Genomic DNA, 25,265 nt, shown 5'->3' on the forward strand with positions numbered 1-25,265 from the left:
TACTACCGGTGGTCGCGCTCCGCCCCCGCGAGCGGGACGAAGATTCATGCCGCTCGCCCCGCAGACATCCGACGATGGCACGAGCCGCGGCCACCGGGGGGCGCTGATGGCGTCGGTCTCCTCAGCCCACCTCGTGCTGTTCATCGCCGCCGTGCTGTTCTCCGCCGCCCTCGCCGGCACGCTCACCGAGGGCGCGACCAGCCTCGCCGACAGCATCGACGGTGCCGCCGACGCCGACGCCGACCACGCGAACGCCGAATTCCGAATCGTCAGCGACGACCAGACGCCCACCGCCGTCTACGACGCCGGCAACGAGACGCTGACGCTGCTCGTCAAGAACACCGGCGCACGGACCCTCCCAGATGACCCCGGCGACGTCACCGTACTCGTGAACGGTGCCTATCAGGCCGACACCCAGACAACCGTCCTCGACGCCGACACCTGGCGGCCCAGCGACGTGCTGCGCGTCCGCGCCAACGTCTCCCTCGGCTCGAACGCGAAGACCCGAGTCGTCGTCGACGCCGGCGGCCACCGCGACCGCTTCGTCTTCACGACGCCGTGACACGCAACGGCAGCCGAGCGACACGTGCATCGCTCGGTGGTTCGAGTGCAGTAGTGGACTCGCTGGGATTCCCGTGAGCGGAGCGAACGGGAAGCCTGCGAGGGAGCGAGACGAACGAAGTGAGTCGTTCATAGGGAACCCCCCTAGAGGGCCTATGGGGGCGGGAATAAGATGGCGTGTCGGAAATAACGGATATCAGTACAGGGGATACATTACGCGAAAGACGTTGATGGAGGAACCCGATAGGACACGACTTTTGGGTATCTCTTGGTTAAATTAGGACATCTGAGCGGATTCCTCATTCTGAACTACCTTCTCGACACTCTCCACGAGTGATTCAGCTTGTTGGCGATTCAAGCCATGGATACGGGCTGCCTCAACAATATCTTCACCAAGACTTGCTGGGCATCCTGCACAGTGAAGCCCGTACTCGGAGAGCAAGTCTTCTACGGAGTGCTGTTCGAGGAGGTCAGCCATCGCGAAACCTGAAAGGTCGGTTTCAATATCATAGCCTGCAGCGAGGTTCATTGTATCGTCTCGGGCTTCCCATGGTGCATGGAGGAGACGCCAAAACGAGAGGTTGTATTCGTCGGGCTGGCGTTCAAAGTCTGCCCAGTACCCAATATGGATTTCATCCCACGAGAGATCGTTTCGGATGACATGCTGTACGAGTTCGCCGTCAACCGCCATTCTTACATGAGTGTCCGCGTCGGCTGACGCGAATCCGCTCGGCTCCTCCATTGGAGTGTACGTGATACTACCGTTTTGGAATCGGATAAGAGAGTGCAGGTCTCTTTCGTCTGCGCGAAGAGTGAGTGAGAGAGCGTGGTTACCAACCTCAGTCGCTAACGAGGAACCACCAAGAGCCTCAAAGTACGTTGAAAGTTCCTCGTGCGAAAGGTCGAATTCCTCGTCAACAATAGGCGTGTGTGACTTATACAGGGACTGGATTTTAGCTTCCTTGACGTCGTCGTCATAGAGTTTGTCATGGTCATTTCGGCGAGACGGCATACCGGAGTTTCCGTCCCATGACTCGCCGGGCAGTAAGTCCAGGACCTCGACAGGGGAATCCGAGAGATGTTCCACAACGTCGCTTGGTTCATTTTGCCTAATCATCGAGCGATACTCATCGAACTCGGGTTGCAGCAACCCGAAGAATTTGGCGAAGGGGAGCAGATACTCAGGGTCGTACATCTCGACTACCTGCTGGCAATGCTTGAGTGCGCCCGCATTCCGGTCATCCATTATCTCGTATTTCTCCTCACCTGAGAGATGGTTCCACGTAAGTGGGTATCCGGAGGCACCGAATGCGAAGGAGGTTGCCACGAGGTCGACGGATGGAATTGCGTCTTTTACGTCCCAGTTTAAACCAGCGTCGTTGAAATTGAGAATACGGAAGCCTCCACAGTTCACCGCGAGGATGCTGTCATTCCACGTTGATTGGGATTCAAAACAGGCTGCTTCAATCCCCTCTGCGAGTGGGTACGCCTCCCCAGTTGGTAGGCTGTATGTATTCTCAAACCCGAGTTCACGTAATCTCGACGAAAGCCGACGGTAGTTGAGTTCGGGGACATATATCGGTGTGTTGTCTGGAAAGTGAGAGAGGGTTCGCTTGTTTAGATGGTCAGAATGCTCGTGCGTAATCCAGATTGCGTCCGTTTCGGCGGCGACCTCGTCTATATCACAGGTTGGTTGTGGGTATTGGGCCCACCCACCGAGGAATGCGGGGCCATCCAGCCAAGGGTCAGTAAGGAGTGTAAACCCATCATAGTCGATTCGTAGCGTCGCGTGGGAGAGCAGTGAAACGGTGGGCGCTGCTCCCTCGTGGTCGTCCACCGTAAACTCGGTTGTTGGGTCGATATGGGGGATATCAGCGTAGAGCGTCCCTGCGTCGGTCGTTACTGGATACTGTTCGAGGGATTCGCCTGGAACCGTCGTTGATTCGCCTGATTCTGAGTCGAATTCCCAGCCATGGTCTGGACAGCGCAGACACGATTCAGATTTCACATCAACGGTGCCACCTTGGTGAGGACAGATCGCTTCAAAAACGACTGGTGTGCCGTCGGGCGTTTGGCTTAGGATAAATGGTTTCTCGTCAAGGTAAACCCTGCGTGGAAGTTCTTCAAGTAGATTTTCATCTCCGATTCGGATGCCCATAGAGAATGGCAGAAGGAGATAACTATAATACCTTTGTTATCAGGTCTGCGAAAATACCTGATACCCTCTCAAACCGGAGAGCCTGGCGGTTCCTGCTCGAGAGGTCGCTATGCTACCTCACCCTCATAATGAAATAACTCGGTAGCCACAGTTACTCTATGCTGAAGGCACTGGTTGAGGCTGCGTCCCGAGGAAAACTCCTTGCAGTCCAGATTATCCTTATCGGTGCCCTCACTGTTAGGATTATGCTCTCCCTCGCTGGGAAACCAGAACAGGCCGTTTCTATCATCGTCCCCGTGTTCATCACTGCGGGTCTTCTCTTCGTCATCAAGCGTGAGTTAGGTGTTTTCGGGCTCCCGCTTAGTTTCGAGTAGACCTGACAACCGTTTTTCGGCGCAATACGGACAGAGGCGGTTTCTTTACTTCTACGATACACACTACTGCATCGCTACCTCAAACGGCAGAGCCTGCTGGCTCCTGCTGGAGAGAATGGTTACTGCTCTGCTCAGTCTGCAGAATGCATCAGCATCTCACTCAACATCGATTCCGTTCTCTGGTTCCCGTCGAGATGGTCGAACACGTCTTCGAGAGAGACGAAGTCAATAGTTTCAGGCACTGAATCGGGGCGGCTGTCGTTAGGCGCAAACAGGTACAGATGGTCAGCACGGTCACAGTACTTATTCAGCCTCTCAACCCGGTCTTCTGCGTTGGAAGTACTACCTCCAGTCATTTCGGCAATAAGTGCTGGACCGTGGTTGGGGCCAACGTGACCAATAACGTCTACGTCCTTCTGTTCGCCCCCGAGAGTCGAAGTCCGGCGGAACGACGGGAACATTAACCGGAGGTACTCTGCACAGACCTCGACCTGAGTGGGCGTCAAACTGGAAGCAACGTATGGGATGGGTTCACCTCGATACGCAGCCTCGACAATCTCTTCGTCAATCTGGTTCCAGTCACAAGCCGACCAATGTGGCGGGTGAAGGTCTGTGTCGAGCAGAGGCGGTACATCAGTTGGGAGACCTCGACAGTTGTCTCTTCATCGAATTTGACGCCTTTGAATATCCACTTGTACTCATCTGGGTCGAGGTCGACTGACCCGTACGGTTCTACCTTTATAGGTTCTTGTAGCGCCGAAGCGGTCGCTGGAATGATGCAGACACTCTCTGCCTTACGGGTTGTAATTCGACTGAGTGGGTTGTAGAAGGTAACTGCTGTCTGGCCATTTTCGACTATCTCGCTTAGTTTTCTAATTTCTCGTTGGGCCTTGGTACGCTTCTGGTTGTATTTGTCGGGGTTGAGTGACGAGATATTGTCCCAATGAAGCATCCCGTATCCGCGGTCGATAGCCTGTTCGTTGTAGTGCTTTCTGGAGACAGGGCCGCTCGCGTGGTTAATCCAAGCCGGCTTACCCATACTTTTCCCGATAAAACAAACCCAATAAAAGTATCGTAGATGTGGCATTTTGTTTTCGTTCCTGTGGCCGGTGACAGAACACTCAACATCGTGCCCGGTGGAGGTCACTATGGAGAAACGCCAGGGGCCGGAGCCAAACGACGATGCATATTGAAATCGTAACGTCGGACCTTGCTGCTAACCGTCTCGAAATGGCGATAGCCAGCATAAGAAGTCGACAGCGAAACGCTACGCTGTCAGGTCATTACGGTGAAGGAGGGTTCGTAGTGGACTCGCTGGGATTTGAACCCAGGGCCTCTTCCTTGCGAAGGAAGCGATCTACCCCTGATCTACGAGCCCGCACCCGGAATCAGTCGATGGCTGTACTTCAGGCTTCTGTTTCGGGCGGTCAGACGGCGACGGATTCCCGGTCGGTGGCTGACGGGCCGGTGGCGAGCGAGCGGACGCTGGCCCACCAACCCCCGTGGTTATCGGCGTGCCCGGCGAAGTGACACACATGGCGACGGTCGTCGAATTCCGGAGTCCGGCGGACGCGTTCCCGCTGGGAACTGTCTTCGAGAACCTCCCGGGAGCGACGGTCGAACTGGAGCGACTCGTCCCACAAGAGTCGTTCGTCGTTCCGTACTTCTGGGTTCGGGGCGCGGACGCCGACGACATCGAGGCGGCATTCGAGTCTCACTCCGGCGTGAACAGCGTCGTGCTGGTCGACAGCGTCGACGGCGAGTTCCTGCTGCGGGCCGCCTGGGCGCGCGAGTACGTCGGCGTCCTGAGCGCGCTCGCCGAGACGAACCTCTCCGTGCTCGCCGCGACCGGGACGGCGAGCGGCTGGGCGTTCGAGGTGCGCGGCGAGACGCGGGCGGACGTCAGCGCCTTCCGAGCGTACTGCCAGGACAACGACATCCCCATCGAGATTACCGGCGTCCACGCGCTGCTGGCGGTCCGGGGCGAGGGCTACGAACTCACCGACACGCAGCGTGAGGCGCTGGTGTTAGCCTACGAGCGCGGCTACTTCGACTCGCCGCGGCGGGCGTCCTCGGCGGACATCGCGGCCGAACTCGGCATCAGCCAGCAGTCGCTGTCGTCGCGCCTGCGCCGCGGCCAGCGCCGGCTCGTCGGGGCGACGCTGGTCGACGGCGACTAGCCCACCGGTATCACCCCCGTATTGTATCTCCTGTATAGTCAGTAGCGTGGTTCAACCGAATCGGGTGGATAGTTTCGGGTGATGGCCCCTACGAGAGCCGGGTTCGAGATCGGCTCGGAGACCGACCCCAGACAGCCAGCGACGCATCGCTTCGAGTACGACCCGGCCGACACCCCGCCGTGCATGGCGGTGGTGTCGGCGCTCTCGGCGGTGGCGGACGTCGAGCCGACGGCGCTGCCGCCGATTGCGGAGACCGCCGACGCCGACGCGCTGAACGCGCTCGTCGGTCGGTTCGACCCCGCGGACGGCGCTATCGAGGTGTCGTGGCGGCAGTCCGGGTTCGCGGTGTCGGTTTCCAGCGCGGGAACGGTCACGGTGTCGCCGGCCGACAGCGGTCCGTCCGAGTCGCCGGCCGACGAATGACCGGCGACGACGGTGGACCTGCGACGGCGGCCGAACTGCGAGCGGAGCTGACGGCCGTGCTCCGACGAGCCAGTGACAGCGGCGTCGACGTCCGCGGCGGCTGGGAGTGCGACGACGGCGGCTCGGTCGCCTGGGACGTCGTCGTCACCGAGCTCCGAACGGACGACGACTGACGGCGGCCTCCGGCGACTACCGTGTGCCTCCTGCCGTGGCGTCGGGGTCGCCGACGGGCGCGGCGAGCAGCGACTCGAAGAGCTTCCGCTCGGCCTTGCGGAGGTGCTGGTGGAAGGTCGGCGGCGAGACGTCGAGTGACGCGGCGACTTCCTCGCCGGAGGCGTCACGCGGCCACTCGAAGAAGCCGGCGTGGTAGGCCGCCTCCACGGCCGCTCGCTGGCGGTCGGTGAGTTCGTCGAGAAGCTGGCCGGGCAGCGGCTGCGGGCTCTCGTGGACGCGAGTGATCTGGCGGCGGCGCAGCATCTCGGCGTTCGGGTAAGTTTCGGTCACGCTGTCGATGACCGTTCGGGCGTCGACGGTGGGCGCGAGGTGGACGGTGATCCGGAGGTCGCCGCCCTCGATAACCGCGCCGTCGACGTAGCCGCCGAGTGACGCCACCGTCGAGAGGACCGGCGGGTCGCTCACCCGGACCTCGAAGGAGGGGGCGTCGTCGTCGCCGCGCACGGTGAGGCCGCGCCAGTGCGGCATCGACTCCGCCATCGTGCGGACGGCGTCCATGGCCACTGGGGCGGCGGAGCCGTAGACGAGGAACTCGCCGTCACCCACGGGCACGGCGTGGTCGATAGTGATGGGGTCGGTCGCCCCGACGCCGACGTCGAGCGCCTCGAAGAACCCCTCGACCTGGAACTCCAGTTCGACGAGTTCGTCGCTCATCAGCGCGCGCTTGCGTTCGGTGGCGGCGATGGCGTGGCCGACGACCTCGCCGAGCTGAGCGATGACTGCGTGTTCCTGCCCCTCGAATGCAGACGGGCGCTCCGTGTAGACGTTCAGCACGCCGTACGTGGTGCCCTCGTGGGTGATGGGCACCGCCGCTGACGACCGGAAGCCGTACGCCTCGACGCTCTCCCGCCACGGCTCGTAGCGGTCGTCGGCGGCGATGTCGTTGGTGACCTGTATCTCGCCCGTGCGGAGCGCGCGGCCGGTCGCGCCCTCGCTGAGTTCGTCGTCGGGGTCCACCGAGAGGGTGATGTCGTCGAGGTAGCCCTCGACGCCGGCCTGCGCTCGCGGTTCGACGCGCTGTGTCGCCGGGTCGACCTCGCCCGTCCACGCGAACGCGTAGGAGCCGGTCCCCGCGAGGCGCTCGCAGACGGTGGCCTCGATTTCCGCGCGCGTGGACTGCTCGATGACCGCACTGGAGATGTCGCGGACGACCTCGTTGAGGCTGTTCAGGGCACCGAGCTGTTCGCGCTGGTAGACGAGTTCGTTCTCGTAGCCGTGGCGTTCGATGGCGGCCGCCAGCACGTTCGCGACCGACTGCACGAACGTGGCGTCGTGTTCGGAGAACTCCCGGCGGTCGGTGTCGTGGGCACCGAGGATGCCCCAGGGGTCGTCGACCGGGCCGACGATGGTGCTGATGCCGCTCTCGACGTCGTGGCTCGTGAGCAGTTCGGGACCGTCGATGCGGGCGTCGCCGGCGAGGTGCTCGACGATGACCGGCTCCTCGCTGTCCAGCGTGACTGCCGCCTGCGAGGCGTTCTCGACGGCGGACACGCTCGCCTCGCCGACGATGCCGCGGTCCCACCCGACGCCCTGCCGGAGCAGCAGTTCGTCGGCGTCGAGGTCCAGCACCTTGCAGTAGTCGGTGTCGAGCGTGTCCGCGACCACCTCGGCGGCTTCCGCGAGCAGGGCGTCCAGGTCGCTGTTCTGGAGGGCGCGCTGGCCGAGGTCCGCGACCACCTGCTGCTGGCTGACGCGGCGTCGGAGTTCCTGCTCGCGTTCCACGCGCTCGCTGACGTCGCGGGCGACGCCGACGTGGCGCGTGTCTTCGCCCGGGATGGTCGTGAACCGGCTCTCGACGCGGACGCGGCTCCCGTCGGCGCGCCGGACGTCGGTCTCCATGGTGGCGCTGCCGCCGTCGCTGTCGGCGATGTCGCCCCGCAGTTCCGTGGCCTCCGCCGCGACTTCCTCGCCGACGACGAGGGCGGTGTGCGAACCGAGGAGCGCCTCGCGGTCGTAGCCGGTCATCGAGACGAAGGCGTCGTTCACTTCGACGAAGCAGAACTCCTCGTCGAGGACGTAGATGCCGTCTTCGACGGTGTCGATGACCGCCTCGTAGAGTTCGAGTTCGCGCTCGCGCTCGGTGCGCTCGCTGACGTCCCTGACGTAGACGGACAGCCCCTCCTCGGCGGGGTACGCCCGGACTTCGAGCCAGCGGTCCAGTAGCTCCGAGTGGAACTCGAACTCGGCGGGTGACCCGTCCGCCAGCGCCGACTCGATGCGGTCCCGAACCCGTCCGTCTGCAGTCTCCGGGAGGACGTCCCAGGTGCGGGCACCCAGGAGTTCGCCCGGGGAGAGGCCGACGAGGTCCGCGGCGCGGTGGTTGACGTACGTGATGCGGGCGTCGTCGTCGAGCGCGAAGAACGCCTCCCCGATCTGCGTGAAGATGTCCGCCAGTTCGGCCTGCAGTTCGTCGTGTTGTTGCTCCAGGCGGCGCTCGCGGACCTTCCGCTCGCTGACATCCCGGCCGGCACCGGTGAACCCCACGACCTCGCCCACGTCGTCCGTGATGGGGCCGCCGGTGAACTCGTAGGGAATCTGTTCGCCGTCCGCGGTCTCCAGCGGCGCTTCGAAGCTAACGCGCTCGCCCGCGAAGATGCGGTCGATGGCGTTCTCGACTGCCGCCGCCGCGTCGTCGGCGACGAAGTCCCGCGGCGTCATCGACTCGATTTCGGCAGGGTCGTAGCCGGTGATCGCCTCGAAGTCGTCGCTCCACCGGAGCGGTTCGAGGTCGTCGTCGAACGCGTAGAAGAGGTCCTGCTGGGTGTCCAGGAGGCTCTCGACGAAGGACTTCTCCTCGCGGAGGCGGCGTTCCGTGAGACGGTGCTCGGTCATGTCCCGGGTGACTTTCGCGAACCCGGCGAGGTCGTCGTCCTCCCGGATGGCCGTGATGGTGACGTTCGCCCAGAACCGGGAGCCGTCGGCCCGCAGCCGCCAGCCCTCGTCCTGAACGGAGCCGAGTTCGGCGGCCGCCCGGAGGTTCCGCGCGGGAACGTCGTCAGCCCGGTCGGACTCGGTGTAGAACGCCGAGAAGTGTTCGCCGAGGATGTCCGCGGCGTCGTAGCCCTTGATGCGTTCGGCCCCCGGATTCCACGTCTGAACGTGGCCGTCGGCGTCCAGCAGGAAGATGGCGTACTCGTCGGTCGCCTCCACGAGCGACCGGAACTGGTGTTCCCACTGGGTCGTGAGTGCGTCGTCGGTGCCGTCGGCGGCCGGCCGCCACCAGACGCGTGCGCTGGCTCCGACTTTCTTCGTCGCGAGCGCGTCCGCTTCGACGAGGCGTTCGAGGCGGGCGTAGGCGGTTCGTCGCCCGAGGTCGAGGGCGTCTGCGACCTCCGGCGTCGTCCGCGGTTCGCCCGCCACCTCGAAGACGGACAGCGTCTCCCGCAGGCCAGCTGATAGCGACTGCCCCATACGCACGGTCCGCGACCCGCGACAAAGAGAGTTCCGTCGATGGAACTGCGTCACCGAGAGTACCGCATCAGCAGCGTGCAACAACCCCGAAACTAACGTGTGTGGAATCTTCCGGTTGGCACACCGGACTATCCACTCGCGACCCCAGCCCGACCCTAATCAATTATAGGACGGCTTTAGGGCCACGTGAGTCGTCTACACAGGTAGCAGCCCGCCTCGCGTGGGAACAACCACAATGTCCCAGACACTCACCGAGTTCACCGACGACCTGCCGAGAATCGCCGACCTGACCGAGACCGAGCGCCACACCCTGCTGCGCGACGACCGACGCCGCCTGGTGCTGGACGTCTTCGCCGAGCGGCCGTCGACAGTGACCCTCTCGGAGGTCGCCACAGAAATCGACGCCCGCGAAGGCGGCTACGACGCCGACAGCGACGCCGTCGAGCGCGTCGAGGTCTCGCTGCACCACACGCACCTGCCGAAGATGGACGAGCTGGGCGTCCTCAGCTACCGGCCCGAGACGCATCACATCGTCCAGTAGCGCGCTCGGGCGGCGACTGCCCCCGGCTGCGGCAGCGGGTCGCGTCGGTCACGGTCTGGCGGCGGCGGCGTGCGGACTCCCCGCTTTTGCGACACGCGCTCGCCCAGCCGACGCCCGAGCCCGCTGTTTACCGTTCGGTAAAGATAAGGAGGCGGGGGCCCGAGGACGTGACGGCATCGCGGCGATGTCCGGAAGCGGGGCGGCGGCGCGGCCGGCATCCAGAGTCTCAGGTATTCTCCCGCGCGCCGCGCCCGCGCTCCGTCGGCGCGATGCGACCACACGCGAGTCGAGACTGAGTAGCAGCGACCGGCAGCGATAGGGCCGCGCTACGACCGCAGCGGCGTCACTCCGCCGGAACGAGGGAGTCGAGGACGAACTCGTCGATGGCGTCGCGGGCCTCCTCGGGCGCGTCCTCGTGGCCGAGAGAGATGCGGCGCTCGCGGCCCGCGTGGATGACGTCGGTGATGAGTTGCCCCATCAGCTCCGCGTCCACGTCGCGGAAGACGCCGGCCTCGATGCCCTCCTCGATGACGGCGACGATGCTGCCCCGGAGCCGGTCGTAGTGCTCGTCGAACAGCTGGCGGTGTTCCTCGTCGTTCTGCGCGTGGGCGTACAGCTCGTGGTAGACCTTCATCCGGTCCCAGTGGGAGAACTCCTCGAAGCCGGGGCCGAACAGACACTGGTCGATGCGGGCGTCGAGTTCGGTCCGGGGGTCGGTGTCCGCGTCGACCTCGACGCTGCCCTCGTACTGGTCGATGACGTACGCGAGAAACGAGGAAAGGAGGTCGTACTTGCCGTCGAAGTGGTAGTGGATGAGCTGGCGGGAGAGCTCCATCTCCTCGCCGATGTCGCGGACGCGGAGGTCCTTGTAGCCGTGCTCGCTCAGCGCCCGGAAGGTCGCCTCCATGATGACCTCGCGGGTGTCCCTGGACTCGGCCGCCCCCTCCGATTCACTCATGTAAGGTAGTCGAAGAGCGGTGGACACATATCCGTTTCTCCCCGAGCGAATCGAGTCACACGACAGAGAACGGGCAGCCCGCTGGAGTACGCGGACCCGCGCCGGAACAACCGTTTCGTCACGAGCCGGCCATTCGAGAGCCGAGAGTACGAGCGCGTGATGCCAGCACGCCGGGCTCGTGGCACCGCCGACGCGGGTCTGACGCGTCCACCGGACTGCGGTGTCGGGTGCGGCCTCCGCCGGGCTACGGCCACAGGCCGCGGGCGTCGTGGGCGTCCGCGATTCGGGACAGCGCGACGATGTACGCGGCGTCCCGCCACGTCACGTCGCGCGCCTCGAACTCCCCGCGGACCTCCCCCCACGCGTCCAGCATCTCCGTCTCCAGTTCGTCGTTGACTCGCTCCAGGGACCACGCCCGGCGGTTGATGTCCTGGAGCCACTCGAAGTAGCTCACTGTCACGCCCCCGGCGTTCGCGAGGATGTCCGGAATCACGGGAATCCCGCGCTCGGCGAAGATGGCGCTGGCGGCGCTCGTCGTCGGCCCGTTCGCGCCCTCGATGACGAGGTCGGCGGCGACGTCGTCGGCGTTGTCCGCCGTCAGCACGTTCCCGATGGCGGCCGGAATCACCACGTCCACGTCGAGTTCCAGCAGTTCGTCGTTCGTCACGGTCTCCGGAGCCTCGTGGGTCAGCACCGCTTCCGGCTCCTCGTCGTGGGCCGGAATCGCTCCCGTGTCCAGCCCGTCCGGGTCGTAGATGCCGCCGTTGACGTCGCTCACCGCGACGACGTTCGCCCCCCAGTCGTCGAGTAGTGTCGCGGCGTTCGACCCGACGCTCCCGAACCCCTGGACGGCGATTGACGTCTCCGAGAGGTCCATGTCGTAGTAGTCGATGGCCTCACGGGCGACGATGGCGACGCTCCGGCCGGGCGCGCTGTCCCGCCCCTCGCTCCCGCCGACGATCGGCGGCTTCCCGGTGACGACCCCCGGAATCGTCTCGCCCTCTTGCATCGAGTAGGCGTCCATCAGCCACGCCATCGTCTGCGGGTCGGTCCCCATGTCCGGCGCGGGGATGTCCGTCGTCGGCCCGATTGCCGACCGAATCTCGTCCGTGAACCGGCGGGTCAGCTGCTCGGTCTCGGCCTCGGTCAGATCCTTGGGGTTGACGGCGATGCCGCCTTTCGCGCCGCCGAACGGGATGTCCATGACGGCGCACTTCCAGGTCATCCACATCCCGAGACCGACACACTCCTCGCGGTCCACGTCGGGGTGGTACCGGAGCCCCCCCTTGAACGGCCCGCGGACGCTGTCGTGCTGGGCGCGGTACCCGGTGTAGACCTCGACGTCGCCGTTCTCCCGCTCGATGGGCACGGTGACCTCGTGGACCTTCTTCGGGTGTTTCAGCCGCTCGACGATGTTCGGGTCGATGTCGAGTTCGGCGGCGGCGTGCTGGAGCTGTCGGCGCGCCGTCTCCAGAGCCGACTCGGGCTCCTCGCTGGTGTTCGTCGACTCGTCGGCGTCGCCCGTGGATTCAGGTGTCGAAGCCATGTTACTCGAGGGGTGTTCGTCGGTTCCGCATCGCGGCCCCGCAGTCGGGGCAGTTGCCGGGGTTCGACTCGTCGACGACGACGTTGCCACACTGGAAGCACTCGTAGGGAGAGTCCCCGTCTGGGCGTTGGTCTACGTCTCTCATTGGTGTCGAGAGCACCGGGACGGTTCGGCACTCTACCCCGCCGTAGTGACGAGACAGGGGAGTATTCGGGAGTTGAACACCGAACCCCCGAGCGAGCGGCGGCGTTGACTATTCAACGCCGGCCCTCCGGGTCAGTCGGCGTGCTGGACGGTGACCGGCGTGTGGTCGTCGACGAGCGCCGCGAACAGCTTGCGCTGGACCGTCCTGACGTGCTGGTAGAACGCCTGCGGCGAGATGCCCAGGGAGTCCGCGACGGTCTCCCCGGTCGCCTGCCGCGGCGACTCGAAGAAGCCGCTGTAGTACGCCGTCTCCAGAACTTCGAGCTGGCGGTCGGTCAGCCGTTCGAGGACCGACGCGTAGAAGCCGTGTTCGGACGCCTGCTCGCGCGTCTGCTTCGACGCGAGGTCGACGTCGCCGAAGCGCTCCGCGACGAACTGCGTGACGCCTCTCGCGTCCACGCTCCCCGACACGTCGACCACGAGTGTCGTCTCGCCCGCCGTCGACGTCGTCCGCTGGAGCACGGCACCGTGGTCGGCCAGTTCCGTCGCGAGGAACGGCTCGGCGAGCCGGAGACGGAGCACGCCACCGGTGTCGCCGCCCCGGATAGGCTGGACGGCCTCGACGACTGCGAGGTCGGCGGCGGCCGTCGCGGCCGCGTCTAGGGCCGCGTCCTCGACGGTGACGAACACGTAGTTGCCGCCGTCGGTCTGCTGGACGCCGCCCTCGTAGGTCACCGTGCAGTCGGCGGCCCCGGCCAGCCGCGTGAGCACGAACGACGGGTCGCTGACGGCGTACTCGACGCGCGTCGTCGACGTCGTGAGGAGCGCGCGCTTGCGTTCGCTGGCGCTGATGGCGGCCGCGATGGTCTCGCCGAGCTCCGCGAGCACGGTCCGGACCGGGTCGTCGAAGGCGTCCGGGGTGTCCGCGTACACCGTCAACACGCCGTACGAGAGGTCGTTGTACACCAGCGGCACGCTCAACACGGAGAGGAAGTCCCGCGAGATGGCGTCCGTCCGCCACGCGGCCGCCCGGAGGTCGGCGGCGACGTTCGACACCAGCGTCGCCTCGCCGGTCGCCGCCGTCCGGCCGGCCGGCTCCACGCCCTCGGCGGCCACGGGGAACGACCGGCTGTCGACGTACCCGCGGCCGTCGCCCGCCGAGGCCCGCGCCTCGACTGTCCCCGTCGCGTCGTCGACGGTGCCGAGCCAGGCGAACTCGAAGCGGCCGTCGGCCGTGAGGCGCTCGCAGACGGTGTGGTCGATCTCCTCGCGGGTCTCGGACCGGACGAGCGCCTGGTCGATCTCCCGGATGGTCTCGTTCGTCCGGTCGAGCGTCGTGAGCTGGTCGTTCCGGCGCTGCAGTTCGCGGTCCTGCTCGCGGAGCTGGGACTCGCGGGTGACGCGGTCGAGGGCCGCCTCCGCGGTCGCCGCGAGGAGGTCCGCGAGTTCTCGCGTGACGTCGTCGAACGCACCGACCTCGGTGGTACCGGCGACGAACACGCCGTGGTTGCCCAGCGGGATGTACGCCACACTCCGGAGGTCGGTGGCGGGGTTCGCGAGCCGGTCGGCGTCGTGGACGTCGGCGAAGAATCGGGTGTCGTCCGCCACGAAGCTGTGGCTCGTGAGGTCGCGGCCGTCCGCGTGGACGGCGGGCAGCGGCCCGTGGGCGTCCCGCATCCCCTGCGAGTGCGCGGCCGGGTCGAGGTGGTTCTCGTCGGCGTCGAACCGATAGACGGCACTGGCGTCGAGGCCGAGGACGTCCGGCGTGTCCTCGACGACGTGCTGGGCGATCTCCTGATGCGTCTCGGCGTACAGGAAGTCGCGGGCGGTCTCCTGGAGCGTGGCGAGGGCCTGCTCGCGCTGCTTGCGTTTCGTGATGTCTCGGCAGCTGTACAGCAGCGTGCCGCCCTGAATGGAGACCTCTCGGACGTTCACCAGCAGCGTGTGTTCGCGGCCCGCCCTGTCCGTCGCCGTGGTCTCGATGTTCTTCAGGACGCCGTCCTCGGCGAGTTCCTCGCGGTCGAAGAGGTCCTCGCCGAGCAGGTCCTCGATGGTCCCCCGCTCGCGAATCTCGTCGGCGGTGTAGCCGAACACGAAGTGGACGTTCGGGCAGACGTACGTGTACTCGCCGTCCTCGTCGGTCATCAGGACGGTGTCGGTCATGTTCTTGAGCGTGACGCGGTGGAGCTCCTCGGACTGGCGGAGTTCCCGTTCGAGGTCGACGCGGTCGGTGCTGTCGACGCCGTCGACGACGATGGAGACGAGGTCGCCGCGCTCGTCGGTCACCGGCTGGACGGAGAGTTCGAGGACGCGCTCGCCGGCGACGCCCGACCGCGTGGCGACGGCGTGCCCGAACTCGCCGTCGGCCGCCGTCTCGACGAGCCGGCGGACGTCGGCCGCCGCCCGCTCGTCGTCCGGCCACCACGGTAGCGTCCAGAACGGGTCGCCGACGACGGCGTCGGCGCTCGCGTCGACCATGTCTCGGGCGGCCTGATTGACCCGGGAGAGCGTGCCGTCGGGGTCGAGCACCCAGGTCGCGGTCCGGGTGTCGTGGAAGGTGGCGTCGAACTGCCGGGCGCGCTCGCGTTGCGTCGTCGCTCGCTGGGCGTCCCGGAGTGCGCGCTCGGTCCGCCGGCGGGCGTCCTCGACCGTGTCGTCCAGCGCGCCGTCGACCGCGAGGTAGTCCGTGACGCCGGCGGCGATGGCGTCGCTGGCGATTCGCTCGCTCCCGTCAGCCGTCCCGAGGAGGACCGGCAGGGACGTGGTCGCGTCGCGGAGGCGTTCAGCGACGGCGACGCCCGTGGTCTCGGGGAGTACGTGTTCGAGGACGAGGCAGTCCGGGCTCGTCTGTTGGATGGCGTCGCGGGCGGCCGCCGCGCGCTCGTAGCTGTGGACGGTCGCGTCGGTCCGGTCCCGGAGCGAGTCCGCGTAGGCAGTTATCCAGGGCGTGTCGCCGACGGTGACGACCACGGCGTCGTCGAGAACGGTGTTCGAGTCAGGAATCATGGGGGAGCGTGACGTGTCCGGGGAAAACGGCGGACGGCGTCGAACGGTACTGCGCGACCGTACCCGCCGGACGCGCAAAACCCCCCGGGTTTACAGTTAAACCCCGCTTCGTCGGTGCTGTTTCGATATCAACCCGGTTCGGTGAGGCGAGTGCGCCCGAGTCAGCGGTAGAGGTCGAGGCGCTGGAAGACCGCGCCGAGCAGCACCGCAATCGGGATGATTTCGAGGCGACCCACCCACATGTTGAGTATCAGCATCGCCTTCGCGGTACCGGGCATCGTCGGCCCGGTGATGCCGGAGTCCAGTCCGACGTTGCTCTGCGCGCTCATCACGTCGAAAATGACGTACTCCAGCGGATGGCCGGGCGAGAGCACGCGCAGTAGAACGGCGACGCCGATTGCGAGGAACGCGACCCAGAGCACGAACACGACGGTCGCCTCCGTGTACTCGCTCTCGGCCTGTTTCTCGCTGAGTTTCCGCTCGCCGAGTTTCATGTACCGGATGGCCGAATCCGGTCGGAAGACCTCCCGAATCTGCCAGACCGTCCCGCGGACGAGCGTCGCGACGCGAATCAGTTTGAGGCCGCTAGTCGTCGAACCCGCAGCGCCCCCGGTGAGCATCCCCAGGCACGTCAGTAGGGTGGCACCGGCGCTCCAGACCTGCTCGGTGCCGCCGCCGACGGTCGCGCTCCCGAAGCCGGTGTTCGAGGTCGCGGAGACGAACTGGAAGAGGCTCACCCGGAACGTCTCCTCGAACGTGGCGTACTGGCCGTTCGCGTACAGGATGCCCGTGAGGGCGAGCGACCCGGCACCGAACCAGAGGAACACCCACCGGGTCTGGAGGTCGGTGTAGAAGTTCCGCAGTTCGCCCTTGAACAGCAGGTAGTGGATGGGGAACGCGATGCTGCCCGCGACCATGATGGGGACGGTCGCGTACTCGATGAGCGGGCTGCCGTAGTGCCCGATGGAGTCCGCGTGGACCGAGAAGCCGCCGGTCGCGATGCCCGTCATCGCGTGGTTGATGGCGTCCCACAGCGGCATCCCGACCAGGAGGTAGAGCAGGATGGAGCCGAGCGTGAGCCCGACGAATATCTTCCAGATTTCTCGGACGGTCGTCACGATGCTCGGGTGAATCTTCTCCGAGCGCGCTTCGCTCTCGTAGAGCGTGTACGACCCGCTGCTCCCGCCGCCCCGACGGAGAATCGCGACCGTCAGGACGATGACGCCGACGCCGCCCACCCACTCGATGAGCGACCGCCACCAGTGCAGCGACCGCGGCAGTTTCTCCTCGACGGCGGCCATCGTCAGCCCGGTTCCGGTGAACCCGCTCATGCTCTCGAAGACGGCGTCGAGGGGGTGGCGGAAGATGGCCGTCGTCGCGTCCATCGGCGGCGTGTTCGCCCACACCGGGAACGGGTCGACCTGAATCGTCCACGCGACGAAGAGGAACGGCAGTCCGCCGAGGACGCCGACCAGCATCCACGCGGTCGCCGCCGTCACCATCGCGTCCCGCTTCGCCGGCGGGTCGGCGTCCCGGTAGCGGCGCGCCAGCGCGGTGCCGACGCCCGCCGCCACGACCGCCGACCCGAGGAACGCCGGAATGGCGTAGAACTCGGCGTTCGCGGCTGCGACGACGACGGAGGCGACCATCATCAGTGAGACGGCCTGCACGATGCGGCCGACGTCGCGGCCGACGGTCCGCGTGTCGACTCGCATCATGTGTCGTCGGTCGACGGCAGCGCGCGCTCGCCCCCGGTGTTCGAGCGGCCGGCGAGTGTTCGGCGGCGACCGTAGAGTGCGTTGTACATTGGTAGTGAGAGTGTCGAGCAGTCGGTTACGCGGAGTGGTCCTCGTCGTGGCCGAAGACGTCGGTGAGTTCGGGGTCGGCTCCGGTGGCCGAGTAGACGGTCAGGAGGTCGCCGGCCTCGATTCGCGTGTCGCCGCGCGGCGTCAGCGGGCCGTTCCCGTCCCCGTCCCGGTCGATGGCTACGATGAGGACATCGTCCGAGAGGATGTCGGCGTCGCCGGCTTCCGTGAGCGTCTTCCCGGCGATGGGCGCGTCCGCCGTGACCGTGATTTCGAACACCTCGGCCTCCTCGCCGATGCGCATGTAGTCGACGATGGCCGGACGGGAGACCGCCCGGTAGAGGTGACCCGCGATGAGCTGCTGTGGGTTCTCGATGGTGTTCACGCCGATCTGGCGGAAGAGGTTCATGTGTTCGGGGTCGTGGACGACCGACGTGATCGCCGGGATATCGAACTCCTCGGCGAGCAGGCAGACCATCACGTTCGTCGCGTCCTGGTCGGTCGTCGAGATAATGGCGTCCGCCCGGTCCGCCCCGGCGTCCGCCAGCGTTTCCTTGACCGTCGCGTCGTCGTTCAGCACGAGACAGTCGTGGGCGCTGGCGATCTCGTCGGCCTTCTGTGCGTCCCGCTCGACGACCACGACCTCGTTTCCGGACCTGGTCGCGATGTCTATCAGCGGCGTTCCGATGTCGCCTGCGCCGACAACGATGATGTACATGAGTAGTGTGGCTGTAGAGAGGGTGTCTGCCGGACCGTTCAGTCGTGATGTGGGTTCGCTGTGTCGGGTGCTGTCGCCGAACGGGCGACCCGTCGGCGGCGCGACGACGGCTGCACGTCAGTCACCGTCACCGCGGACGGCTCCGAGGTAGTGCCACCGGTACTTGCCGGCCGACGCGCCGTCCACGTCCGGCTCGTACTGCACCCGGTACGCGAACGGCCCGCTGTCGGCACCCGTCTCGGCCGGCCGCTCGACGACGACAATCGTGTAACCGTCGTGGTCCTCGGTGCGGACGAGTTCCTCGCCCTCGCGCGCCTTGATTGCGTCCGTCAGAGACGGCTTCGCTCCGAGGCGTCGCTGGGCGTACTCGACGACCGCGCGGAGCTCCCGGTCGCTGCAGTCGTCGAGGACAGTCCGGACCTGTTCGGGGACGTCGCCGGCCGTGTCTGTGTCGGGTCCTGTCATGGTTCGTGGGTCGCAGTGCCGTCTGCGCCGGCCGCCGGCCGTAGCGACCGGGCGGTGACTACCGGACTCGTGGGCCCGGCGTCTGGCTACGACACCGCTAGATTATCGCTGCAAAATAAAGATTGGTATCCAGATTTCGGAGGCGAAACAGAACAGCACGTATTTTTTCGGTGCGAAATAGCTGTCGAGTGTGGCGAGCTGTCTGACGACGGACCTGACCGACCGACGCCAGTCGCGCCCATCGGGGAGTAAATATGCGCGCTAATCGTACGTCCGGTATGGACCACCGGGTCGACGAAATCGACAAGCGCGTCCTCTACCACCTGTCGCGGGACGCCCGGAACACGACCGCCGCAGACGTCGCCGAAGAGATGGACGTGACGCCGGCGACCATCCGGAACCGCATCCACCAGCTCGAAGCCGCGGGCATCCTCCGGGGGTACCTCGCCGACGTCAACTACAAAGCCATCGAGGGGCACGTCACGTACCAGTTCAGTTGCACGGCCCCGATTCCCGAACGGGACCGGCTCGCGCAGGCCGCCCTCGACGTCTCCGGCGTCGTCTCCGTCCGCGAACTGATGACGGGCAAGACCAACCTCGCCGTGACGGCTGTCGGGTCGAACACCGACGACATCAGCCGCATCGCCGGTGAGCTCTCCGACGCCGGGCTGGAGATCGAGGACGAGAGCGTCGTGGAGAACGAGTACCACCAGCCGTACAACCCCTTCGGCCCCGACGACGTCCCCGTCGGCCCGTCGCTGACCGACTTCATGAGCCTCGCGGGCGGTGCCGAAGTCGTCGAGTTCACCGTCTCCGAGGGTGCCGACGTCGCCGGGCTGACCATCGAGCAGGCGGTCGAAGACGGACTGCTCGCCGACGAGATGCTGGTCGTCGGCATCGAGCGCGACGGCGGCGTCCTCACGCCGAAAGGCGAGACCGTCATCCGGACCGGCGACGTCGTCTCGCTGTTCTCGAAGTCCACGCTGGAGCGAGACGCCCTCGAAGTGTTCGGCACGCAGTGATGACCACCGGCGACGAGCCGACTGACTCGGCGGTCGGACTCCGCGCTCAGTCCCGCAGGACGACCACCGGAACGTCGACCCGGTCGGCGAGCCGCCGGTAGACACCGCCCAGAAACGCCGACTCAGAGGGACTCTCGCCCGTCTCTCCCATCACCACGAGGTTGTGTCGCCGCGCGCGCTTCGCGACCGCCACACTCGGGTTATCGCCGATGTCGACGGTCACGTCGACGACGTCCTCCGCGAATCCGGCCTCGACGAGGTCCGCACGGACGCTCTCGAGCATCGCCTCGCCCGCGTCGGCCGCAGCCCGGTCGGGCGCGACGTGGTACAGCTCCAGCGTGAACATCGAGTGTCGATTCAGGCCGCCGAGAAATGTCAGGAGGTCCGCCCGGCGGCGGTCGTCCCGGAGCGGCACCAGGACGTTCGCCCACTTCGTGATGTTGCCCCCCATCAACACCGCGTCCACGTCGGACTCGTCCGCGATGCGGTCCTGGAGTTTCGCCTCCGTCGCCCCCGACTCTCCGAAGAACAACTGCACCGACGTGGACGCGCCGCCACGGCTGAACGCGGCAGCCAACTCGTAGAGGACCGACTGCGCGTCCGGTTCCCGGCTCGCGCGCACCGCCTCCCGGTCGGCCTCCTCCGGGACCTCCCAGTACCCGAACAGCACGACGTCGAACCCGCTCAAGCCGACGATGTTCTCGTCGTCCAGCGGGTAGACGTCCGGCTCCGGGAACACCACGGGGACGAGCAGCGTTGTTCTGGACATCGCCAACGCCTCCGAGTGGGTCGACCGGCCAGAAAGCCCTATCGGAGGCAGCAGGGGAGCCGCAGCCGACGGTGGCCGCACACCGTCCCCGTGCGTCGCAGCGTGAGCCGCGGGCGCTATCCCCGCGAGACGAGCACTCCAGCGTGTTCGGACTGACGGTGCCACACTGACGAAGCGGACCGTCGCACCTCGTGACGAACTCCGGATACCGAGCGTTCCGAGAGCAGGACAAGCGGAGCTCGGCTGCCACTCAGCCAGAGAGTCCCCGTGATAGTTCTGTCAGTGGTGGTCGTGCCCGTCCGAGATGACCGGGTCGGCTGTGGCGAACTCCCCGGGTGTGTCTTCGAACGCTCGCTCGCACGCCTTCGAGCAGAAGTAGTAGGTCTCGCCGTCGTACGTGGCGCTCGCTCCGTCGTCGTCGGTCCGCATCCCGCAGACTGGGTCCCGGTACTGTCCGGGCGCTCCCAGCCCGCGCCGGTACACGTAGAAGAGGAACCCGGAGACCGCGAACGCGATCACGTTGAGGTAGAACGTGTAGTTCAGTTCGAAGTACGTCTGCTCACTCGCAGTCACGCCGGCGGCGAGATCGGGGACGATTCCCAGCACGTCGAACAGTTGCTCCATGAGGAAGCCCGTGAACGCCATCGTCACGAAGAACACGCCGAAGATGTAGGCCATCACCGTCCAGCCGTAGTACTTCCGGTAGAAGTTGAGCACGGGGACCGTGATGAGGTCGGCGTAGACGAACGCGATGACGCCCGCGAAGCTGACACCGCCGCCCCAGAGCGCGACGGCGAACGGGACGTTCCCCATGCTGCCGACGAAGCTGACGACGGCGATGGCAACGCCCATGACCGCGTTCTCGGCGCTGACCAGCAAGCCGTCGCCCTGCAAGAAGAGCGTGTTCCAGACCCACTGGGGCACGAACACGATGACGAACCCCGCAATCAGGAACCCCGCAATCACGTCCTCGTAGAGCATCGACCACTCCTTGCGGTACTGGTTGGCGACCCTGTACCAGCCGCCCCACGATAGCAGTTCGTCCCGCCAGCCGCCGCTGCTTGCCACCTCCTGCTGGTAGGTCTCCATGCACCCCGCCGAGCAGAACTGCAGGGTTTCGCCGCCGTCTGTGACGAGTGAGTACTCCTCTTTGCCGTCCATCCCGCACGTCGGGTCCGCCGAAACACCGTGGTCGCGGTCGCGCTGATTCAGTTCGGCGCGGACCTCGTCGAATAGATTCTCCGGGAGCGTCAGGTGGACGATGACCGCCATCACCGCGATGAGAAGCAGGCCGCCGAGTAACTCGGCCACGAGGAACTCCCAGCCGAGCAGGAGCAGAATCATCAGCCCGAGCTCGACGATGAGGTTCGTCGACGCGAACATGAACGCGAGGAAGTTCACGACGTGCGCCCCCTTCTTGAACAGCCCCTTCCCGATGGCGACGGCCCCGAAGCTACAGCCACTGCTGGCCGCACCGAACAGCGTTGCCTTGGTGACACCCGTGACGTCGCCCTCACCCAGCACGGCCGCCATCCGCTCTTTCGAGACGTAGACCTGGACGAGACTGGTTATCACCAGCCCCATGATGATCGCCCACGCCGCGGTCCAGAGGAAGCCGACACCGATTCGGAGCGCCTCGACTACTGTCGTGCCCAGTGTCGCCAGCATACCGGGGTGTCACTCGTTTTCGAGGCGTGCTCGGCGTCGTTCGTACTCCTCGTCACTCAGGTCGCCGCGGGCGTAGGCAGTCCGAAGTGCTTCGAGTGCCGGGTCGGTCGAGTCATCCTGCGTGGTCACCGCCCGGTAGCCGAGGTAGACGGCCCCGGCGAGGACGGCGAGGAAGAGCAGTTGCATCCCCGCGCCGACGACCAGCATCCATCCGGGTGCCTCGCCACTTCCCCACATGTGGTCGCCCCACGATCCGCCCATCATCGGTCCGCCGCCCATCATCGGCCCGCCACCCATCACCCCGAACCCCATGACGAACGCGGGGACGACGATGAGGGCGACGGCAATTGCGAGCACGACCCAGACGAGCTGTCGGTTGGTGTTAGTGGTCATGGTAGCAGGGCCTCGAATCACGTCGAGACGCGGTCCCTATCTAAACTGACGGGCACATCGTTTAATGCAGTTGTTCTTACGGTATGAAGGATAACGAGTGCGTGAGTTTTGGAATCCAAGGCCAAAAACCCAGATACTGGCTCTCTGAGCAGGTGAGTAGAAACCGACTGGTGCGACCGAAAGATAATATCATCTGGTTGTGAAGAACGTCCCATGGGACAGACCACACCAAGCGACTGGAATCTCCGGCGATTCAACGCAGCCATGGGAGTTCTACACTTCCTCCAAGGGGCGGTGATGCTCTCCCTGAGTTCCTCGCGGCGGTGGACGGTCACCGCGACGCGTCTCGACTTCAACACGGAGAGCCAGCAACTCGAACCCGTCATGGAGTCGATCGGGACAATCGAGTTGGCCTATCTGGCGGTCGCATTCCTGTTCATCTCTGCAATCGCTCACGCGCTGATTGCAACGGTTCTCTACGACCGCTACGTCTCCTATCTCAAGCAGGGTACGAACCCGTACCGGTGGTACGAGTACGCAGTCAGCGCCTCGATAATGGTTGTCCTGATTGCCATGCTCGCGGGCGTCTGGGACCTGGGCACGCTAATCGCCCTGTTCGGTCTCGTCGCGGTGATGAATCTCTGCGGACTGGTCATGGAGCGCCACAATCGGCTGACTACGGATACGGACTGGAGTTCGTTCGTCGTCGGTTCGGTCGCCGGTGTCGTCCCGTGGCTCGTCATCGCCGTCTCCATCATCGGCACGTTCGACGCCGGCGGCAGCCCACCGGACTTCGTGATTATCATCTACGTCTCGCTGTTCGTCCTGTTCAATCTCTTCGCGATTAACATGCTGTTGCAGTACCTCGAGGTCTGGAAGTGGCAGGACTACCTGTACGGTGAGCGCGCGTACATCGTGTTGAGCCTCGTGGCGAAGTCGCTGCTGGCCTGGCAGGTCTACTTCGGCGCGCTGAACTCACCAGTGTAGCGTCCGCGACGCGAGCCGATAGCGGCGAGAGCGGTCGCTGACAGACGCCGATCTCTACTGGGCGTCACCGGACTCACAGCGAGCACAATCGCACACGTGGCTCTCGAACGAACCGACGCACACTGCGTTCAGTTCCCTCCCGTCCCGCTGCCATCTGCTGGTTTCGGTTAGAATAATCGGCCACTGACGCGAAGGCGTTTGAACCGATCCGAGACTCGCTGCGCTCGTCTGGTCCGGCGGGAATCCATCCCGGTTTTCGTCGCTCCGCGTTGGCGTCGCGACAGAACACGGGCGCGAAGGGATTTGAACCCCTGACATCTTGGTCCGGAACCAAGTGCTCTGTCCGCTGAGCTACGCGCCCTCGGTGTCCAGTAGTGGGGTCTCGGGTATAACGGTTGTGAGTCGCGTCAGGCGGGGTCGGGCTGGTCGTCCTCGGGGGGCGTGTCGCTGTCGCCGTCGCTCTCGTCGTCGTCGGCGTCGACGATTGTGTTCTTCCAGGTGCCCCGCGTGAACCAGAGCGCGGCGGCGATAGCGCCGACGATGTTCCCGAGCGCCATGCCGACCCAGATGCCGGTCGCGCCCCAGCCGAGGACGAACGCGAAGACGTAGACGGTGGGGACGCGGCCGAGCCAGAGCGCAATCATGGAGATGACCATCGAGGTCTTGGTGTTGCCGGCACCGCGGAACGCGCCGAGCATCACTTGGAGAATCCCGACGAAGACGAACTCCACCGAGCGGATGCGGAGGTACGTCGTGCCGTAGTCGATAATTTCGGCGGCGTTCTCGCTGCCGGGCGCGAGGAACACCGAGACGATCGGTTCGGGGAAGACGGCGGCGACGATGGCGACGCCGAAGAGGACGGCGGCGGCGAACTTCGCGGCGAGCCAGACGGCGCGCTCGGCGCGTTCGGTGTTCTTGGCACCGAGGTTCTGGCCGACCATCGTGTTCGTCGCGCGGCCGAGCCCCATCGCTGGTAGGAACACCAGCGAGATGAGGCGGTTGCCGAGGCCGAACGCACCAACGACGGCCGGCGGGAAGCTCGCGACCATCGCGGTGAGCGTGATCATCGCGAGCGCGGTGGTGGACTGCTCGGCGGCGCTCGGCGTGCCGACGCGGACGATGCGGGAGATCATCGAGAAGTCGGGGTAGAACTGCGAGAGTTCGATTTCGGGGCCGGCGTTCGTGTAGAAGAGGACGTAGACGCCGATAACGGCGGCGACGGCGCGCGCGAAGATGGTCGCGACGGCGGCACCTGCGATACCCATCTCGGGGAACGGCCCGTAGCCGAAGATGAGGAACGGGTCGAGGATGACGTTGATAGCGACGCTGACGAACATCACGATCATCGGCGTCCGGGTGTTGCCGTACCCCCGCATCAGCGAGGAGAACACGAAGAACCCGAACAGCGCGGGCATCCCGAGGAAGAAGACCTCCATGTACTCGGCGGCCTTCGGCACGACGAGTGCTGCGGTCTCGGGGTCGGCTGGCAGGAGCGCGAGCATGTCTCCGGTGACGAAGTGCCCGACGACGCCGAGGACAGCTGAGAGACTGACCACGAAGCCAAGCGTCTGAGCGGCGACCTTCCCCGCAGAGCCTTCGCTGTCGGCACCAGTGAACTGCGCGACGAGGATGGAGCCCGCGGTCGTGAAGCCGCCACCGACGGAGATGAGGAAGAACACGAGCGGGAACGCCAGCGAGATGGCGGCCACCGCGTTCCCGGAGAACTGGCCGAGCCAGAAGGTGTCGGCGAGGTTGTACGCGACCTGCAGCAACTGGATGACGACAATCGGCCACGCCAACTCGACCATCGGCCCGAGGAGGTCCCCCTCGGTGATGGACGACGACGCAGAAGTAGAGGACTCGCTCACTACGCAGTGCCAGGAGTCGAGGGTAGTTCAAAAC

At 65.5% G+C, this 25,265-nt stretch carries 22 protein-coding genes and 2 tRNA genes; 8 read left to right on the plus strand and 16 right to left on the minus strand.

Translation table 11 applies throughout. The annotated features are described in order from the left end of the window. The first annotated feature begins 46 nt into the window (after positions 1-46). Positions 47-562 carry an archaellum stator protein ArlG gene (locus BMW35_RS07985; RefSeq protein WP_245708154.1) on the plus strand — a complete coding sequence of 172 codons (516 nt, stop codon included), beginning with the start codon at positions 47-49 and terminating at the stop codon, positions 560-562. Between the two features lie 276 nt (positions 563-838). Here BMW35_RS07985 and BMW35_RS07990 read toward each other — a convergent pair whose 3' ends face one another. Next, entirely contained in the window at positions 839-2,719 is a 1,881-nt protein-coding gene (locus tag BMW35_RS07990; protein WP_089668836.1) for a Rieske 2Fe-2S domain-containing protein, read from the minus strand. 158 nt (positions 2,720-2,877) lie between these two features. Here BMW35_RS07990 and BMW35_RS07995 point away from each other — a divergent pair, with 158 nt between their 5' ends. Next, positions 2,878-3,093 carry a hypothetical protein gene (locus BMW35_RS07995; RefSeq protein WP_089668837.1) on the plus strand — a complete coding sequence of 72 codons (216 nt, stop codon included), beginning with the start codon at positions 2,878-2,880 and terminating at the stop codon, positions 3,091-3,093. Positions 3,094-3,595: 502 nt separating this feature from the next. Here BMW35_RS07995 and BMW35_RS15330 read toward each other — a convergent pair. Next, positions 3,596-4,132, minus strand: a complete 537-nt coding sequence (locus tag BMW35_RS15330; protein WP_143052173.1) for a hypothetical protein — start codon at positions 4,130-4,132, stop codon at positions 3,596-3,598. A 267-nt stretch (positions 4,133-4,399) separates the two neighbouring features. Further along, positions 4,400-4,471 (minus strand) — tRNA-Ala (locus BMW35_RS08000). A 157-nt stretch (positions 4,472-4,628) separates the two neighbouring features. On the opposite strand from BMW35_RS08000, the gene BMW35_RS08005 reads away from it, so the two are divergent. From BMW35_RS08005 to BMW35_RS15585, 3 genes are all read left to right on the plus strand, one after another. Further along, a complete protein-coding gene (locus BMW35_RS08005) occupies positions 4,629-5,273 on the plus strand; it encodes a helix-turn-helix domain-containing protein (protein WP_089668838.1) in 645 nt (214 codons plus the stop codon). Positions 5,274-5,354: 81 nt separating this feature from the next. Continuing rightward, on the plus strand, positions 5,355-5,696 hold the full coding sequence (locus BMW35_RS08010) for a HalOD1 output domain-containing protein (protein ID WP_089668839.1): 342 nt from the start codon (positions 5,355-5,357) through the stop codon (positions 5,694-5,696). Then, complete coding sequence (locus BMW35_RS15585; RefSeq protein WP_177170801.1) at positions 5,693-5,869, plus strand: hypothetical protein; 177 nt, start codon at positions 5,693-5,695, stop codon at positions 5,867-5,869. The genes BMW35_RS08010 and BMW35_RS15585 overlap by 4 nt, the downstream gene beginning before the upstream one ends. A gap of 16 nt (positions 5,870-5,885) precedes the next feature. Here the strand turns inward: BMW35_RS15585 and BMW35_RS08015 are convergent, their stop codons facing one another. Then, a complete protein-coding gene (locus BMW35_RS08015; protein ID WP_089668840.1) occupies positions 5,886-9,341 on the minus strand; it encodes a PAS domain S-box protein in 3,456 nt (1,151 codons plus the stop codon). Positions 9,342-9,576: 235 nt separating this feature from the next. Here BMW35_RS08015 and BMW35_RS08020 point away from each other — a divergent pair, with 235 nt between their 5' ends. Next, a complete protein-coding gene (locus BMW35_RS08020) occupies positions 9,577-9,882 on the plus strand; it encodes a DUF7344 domain-containing protein (RefSeq protein WP_089668841.1) in 306 nt (101 codons plus the stop codon). A 343-nt stretch (positions 9,883-10,225) separates the two neighbouring features. Here BMW35_RS08020 and BMW35_RS08025 read toward each other — a convergent pair whose 3' ends face one another. From BMW35_RS08025 to BMW35_RS08050, 7 genes are all read right to left on the minus strand, one after another. Beyond that, on the minus strand, positions 10,226-10,840 hold the full coding sequence (locus tag BMW35_RS08025; protein WP_089668842.1) for a TetR/AcrR family transcriptional regulator: 615 nt from the start codon (positions 10,838-10,840) through the stop codon (positions 10,226-10,228). Positions 10,841-11,084: 244 nt separating this feature from the next. Continuing rightward, a complete protein-coding gene (gene gdhB, locus BMW35_RS08030) occupies positions 11,085-12,386 on the minus strand; it encodes a glutamate dehydrogenase GdhB (protein WP_089668843.1) in 1,302 nt (433 codons plus the stop codon). A 1-nt stretch (position 12,387) separates the two neighbouring features. Further along, a complete protein-coding gene (locus BMW35_RS15335; protein ID WP_143052174.1) occupies positions 12,388-12,531 on the minus strand; it encodes a rubrerythrin-like domain-containing protein in 144 nt (47 codons plus the stop codon). A 131-nt stretch (positions 12,532-12,662) separates the two neighbouring features. Next, positions 12,663-15,536 (minus strand): bacterio-opsin activator domain-containing protein, encoded by a 2,874-nt coding sequence (locus BMW35_RS08035; protein ID WP_089668844.1) that lies wholly within the window; start codon positions 15,534-15,536, stop codon positions 12,663-12,665. Between the two features lie 161 nt (positions 15,537-15,697). Next, a complete protein-coding gene (locus BMW35_RS08040; RefSeq protein ID WP_089668845.1) occupies positions 15,698-17,251 on the minus strand; it encodes a TrkH family potassium uptake protein in 1,554 nt (517 codons plus the stop codon). A 118-nt stretch (positions 17,252-17,369) separates the two neighbouring features. Beyond that, a complete protein-coding gene (locus BMW35_RS08045; RefSeq protein WP_089668846.1) occupies positions 17,370-18,059 on the minus strand; it encodes a potassium channel family protein in 690 nt (229 codons plus the stop codon). Between the two features lie 117 nt (positions 18,060-18,176). After that, positions 18,177-18,524 carry a hypothetical protein gene (locus tag BMW35_RS08050; protein ID WP_089668847.1) on the minus strand — a complete coding sequence of 116 codons (348 nt, stop codon included), beginning with the start codon at positions 18,522-18,524 and terminating at the stop codon, positions 18,177-18,179. A gap of 278 nt (positions 18,525-18,802) precedes the next feature. Between BMW35_RS08050 and BMW35_RS08055 the strand changes: the two genes are divergently transcribed. Next, a complete protein-coding gene (locus BMW35_RS08055; protein WP_089668848.1) occupies positions 18,803-19,546 on the plus strand; it encodes an Lrp/AsnC family transcriptional regulator in 744 nt (247 codons plus the stop codon). Positions 19,547-19,592: 46 nt separating this feature from the next. Here the strand turns inward: BMW35_RS08055 and BMW35_RS08060 are convergent, their stop codons facing one another. From BMW35_RS08060 to BMW35_RS08070, 3 genes are all read right to left on the minus strand, one after another. Further along, on the minus strand, positions 19,593-20,315 hold the full coding sequence (locus BMW35_RS08060) for a universal stress protein (RefSeq protein WP_089668849.1): 723 nt from the start codon (positions 20,313-20,315) through the stop codon (positions 19,593-19,595). A 279-nt stretch (positions 20,316-20,594) separates the two neighbouring features. Next, positions 20,595-21,983: a permease gene (locus BMW35_RS08065; RefSeq protein ID WP_089668850.1), complete on the minus strand. Its 1,389-nt coding sequence runs from the start codon at positions 21,981-21,983 to the stop codon at positions 20,595-20,597. 9 nt (positions 21,984-21,992) lie between these two features. Next, the gene (locus tag BMW35_RS08070; RefSeq protein ID WP_089668851.1) at positions 21,993-22,376 is read right to left on the minus strand and encodes an SHOCT domain-containing protein; all 384 of its coding nucleotides are present in this window, start codon (positions 22,374-22,376) and stop codon (positions 21,993-21,995) included. Positions 22,377-22,589: 213 nt separating this feature from the next. On the opposite strand from BMW35_RS08070, the gene heR reads away from it, so the two are divergent. After that, positions 22,590-23,363 (plus strand): heliorhodopsin HeR, encoded by a 774-nt coding sequence (gene heR, locus BMW35_RS08075; protein WP_177170802.1) that lies wholly within the window; start codon positions 22,590-22,592, stop codon positions 23,361-23,363. Between the two features lie 288 nt (positions 23,364-23,651). Here heR and BMW35_RS08080 read toward each other — a convergent pair. Then, positions 23,652-23,724: transfer RNA gene (locus BMW35_RS08080), tRNA-Arg, on the minus strand. A gap of 46 nt (positions 23,725-23,770) precedes the next feature. Further along, positions 23,771-25,171, minus strand: coding sequence for an MATE family efflux transporter (locus BMW35_RS08085; protein ID WP_089668853.1), 1,401 nt, complete (start codon positions 25,169-25,171; stop codon positions 23,771-23,773). Between the last annotated feature and the right edge of the window lie 94 nt (positions 25,172-25,265).

It is taken from the genome of Halobacterium jilantaiense (genome assembly GCF_900110535.1).
GTDB lineage: Archaea > Halobacteriota > Halobacteria > Halobacteriales > Halobacteriaceae > Halobacterium > Halobacterium jilantaiense.

Bases quoted from the DNA above. Each gene is read 5' to 3' on its own strand.
- BMW35_RS07985 (WP_245708154.1), top strand. From the start codon at position 47: ATGCCGCTCGCCCCGCAGACATCCGACGATGGCACGAGCCGCGGCCAC.
- BMW35_RS07990 (WP_089668836.1), bottom strand. From the start codon at position 2,719: ATGGGCATCCGAATCGGAGATGAAAATCTACTTGAAGAACTTCCACGC.
- BMW35_RS07995 (WP_089668837.1), top strand. From the start codon at position 2,878: ATGCTGAAGGCACTGGTTGAGGCTGCGTCCCGAGGAAAACTCCTTGCA.
- BMW35_RS15330 (WP_143052173.1), bottom strand. From the start codon at position 4,132: ATGGGTAAGCCGGCTTGGATTAACCACGCGAGCGGCCCTGTCTCCAGA.
- BMW35_RS08005 (WP_089668838.1), top strand. From the start codon at position 4,629: ATGGCGACGGTCGTCGAATTCCGGAGTCCGGCGGACGCGTTCCCGCTG.
- BMW35_RS08010 (WP_089668839.1), top strand. From the start codon at position 5,355: ATGGCCCCTACGAGAGCCGGGTTCGAGATCGGCTCGGAGACCGACCCC.
- BMW35_RS15585 (WP_177170801.1), top strand. From the start codon at position 5,693: ATGACCGGCGACGACGGTGGACCTGCGACGGCGGCCGAACTGCGAGCG.
- BMW35_RS08015 (WP_089668840.1), bottom strand. From the start codon at position 9,341: ATGGGGCAGTCGCTATCAGCTGGCCTGCGGGAGACGCTGTCCGTCTTC.
- BMW35_RS08020 (WP_089668841.1), top strand. From the start codon at position 9,577: ATGTCCCAGACACTCACCGAGTTCACCGACGACCTGCCGAGAATCGCC.
- BMW35_RS08025 (WP_089668842.1), bottom strand. From the start codon at position 10,840: ATGAGTGAATCGGAGGGGGCGGCCGAGTCCAGGGACACCCGCGAGGTC.
- gdhB (WP_089668843.1), bottom strand. From the start codon at position 12,386: ATGGCTTCGACACCTGAATCCACGGGCGACGCCGACGAGTCGACGAAC.
- BMW35_RS15335 (WP_143052174.1), bottom strand. From the start codon at position 12,531: ATGAGAGACGTAGACCAACGCCCAGACGGGGACTCTCCCTACGAGTGC.
- BMW35_RS08035 (WP_089668844.1), bottom strand. From the start codon at position 15,536: ATGATTCCTGACTCGAACACCGTTCTCGACGACGCCGTGGTCGTCACC.
- BMW35_RS08040 (WP_089668845.1), bottom strand. From the start codon at position 17,251: ATGCGAGTCGACACGCGGACCGTCGGCCGCGACGTCGGCCGCATCGTG.
- BMW35_RS08045 (WP_089668846.1), bottom strand. From the start codon at position 18,059: ATGTACATCATCGTTGTCGGCGCAGGCGACATCGGAACGCCGCTGATA.
- BMW35_RS08050 (WP_089668847.1), bottom strand. From the start codon at position 18,524: ATGACAGGACCCGACACAGACACGGCCGGCGACGTCCCCGAACAGGTC.
- BMW35_RS08055 (WP_089668848.1), top strand. From the start codon at position 18,803: ATGGACCACCGGGTCGACGAAATCGACAAGCGCGTCCTCTACCACCTG.
- BMW35_RS08060 (WP_089668849.1), bottom strand. From the start codon at position 20,315: ATGTCCAGAACAACGCTGCTCGTCCCCGTGGTGTTCCCGGAGCCGGAC.
- BMW35_RS08065 (WP_089668850.1), bottom strand. From the start codon at position 21,983: ATGCTGGCGACACTGGGCACGACAGTAGTCGAGGCGCTCCGAATCGGT.
- BMW35_RS08070 (WP_089668851.1), bottom strand. From the start codon at position 22,376: ATGACCACTAACACCAACCGACAGCTCGTCTGGGTCGTGCTCGCAATT.
- heR (WP_177170802.1), top strand. From the start codon at position 22,590: ATGGGACAGACCACACCAAGCGACTGGAATCTCCGGCGATTCAACGCA.
- BMW35_RS08085 (WP_089668853.1), bottom strand. From the start codon at position 25,171: ATGGTCGAGTTGGCGTGGCCGATTGTCGTCATCCAGTTGCTGCAGGTC.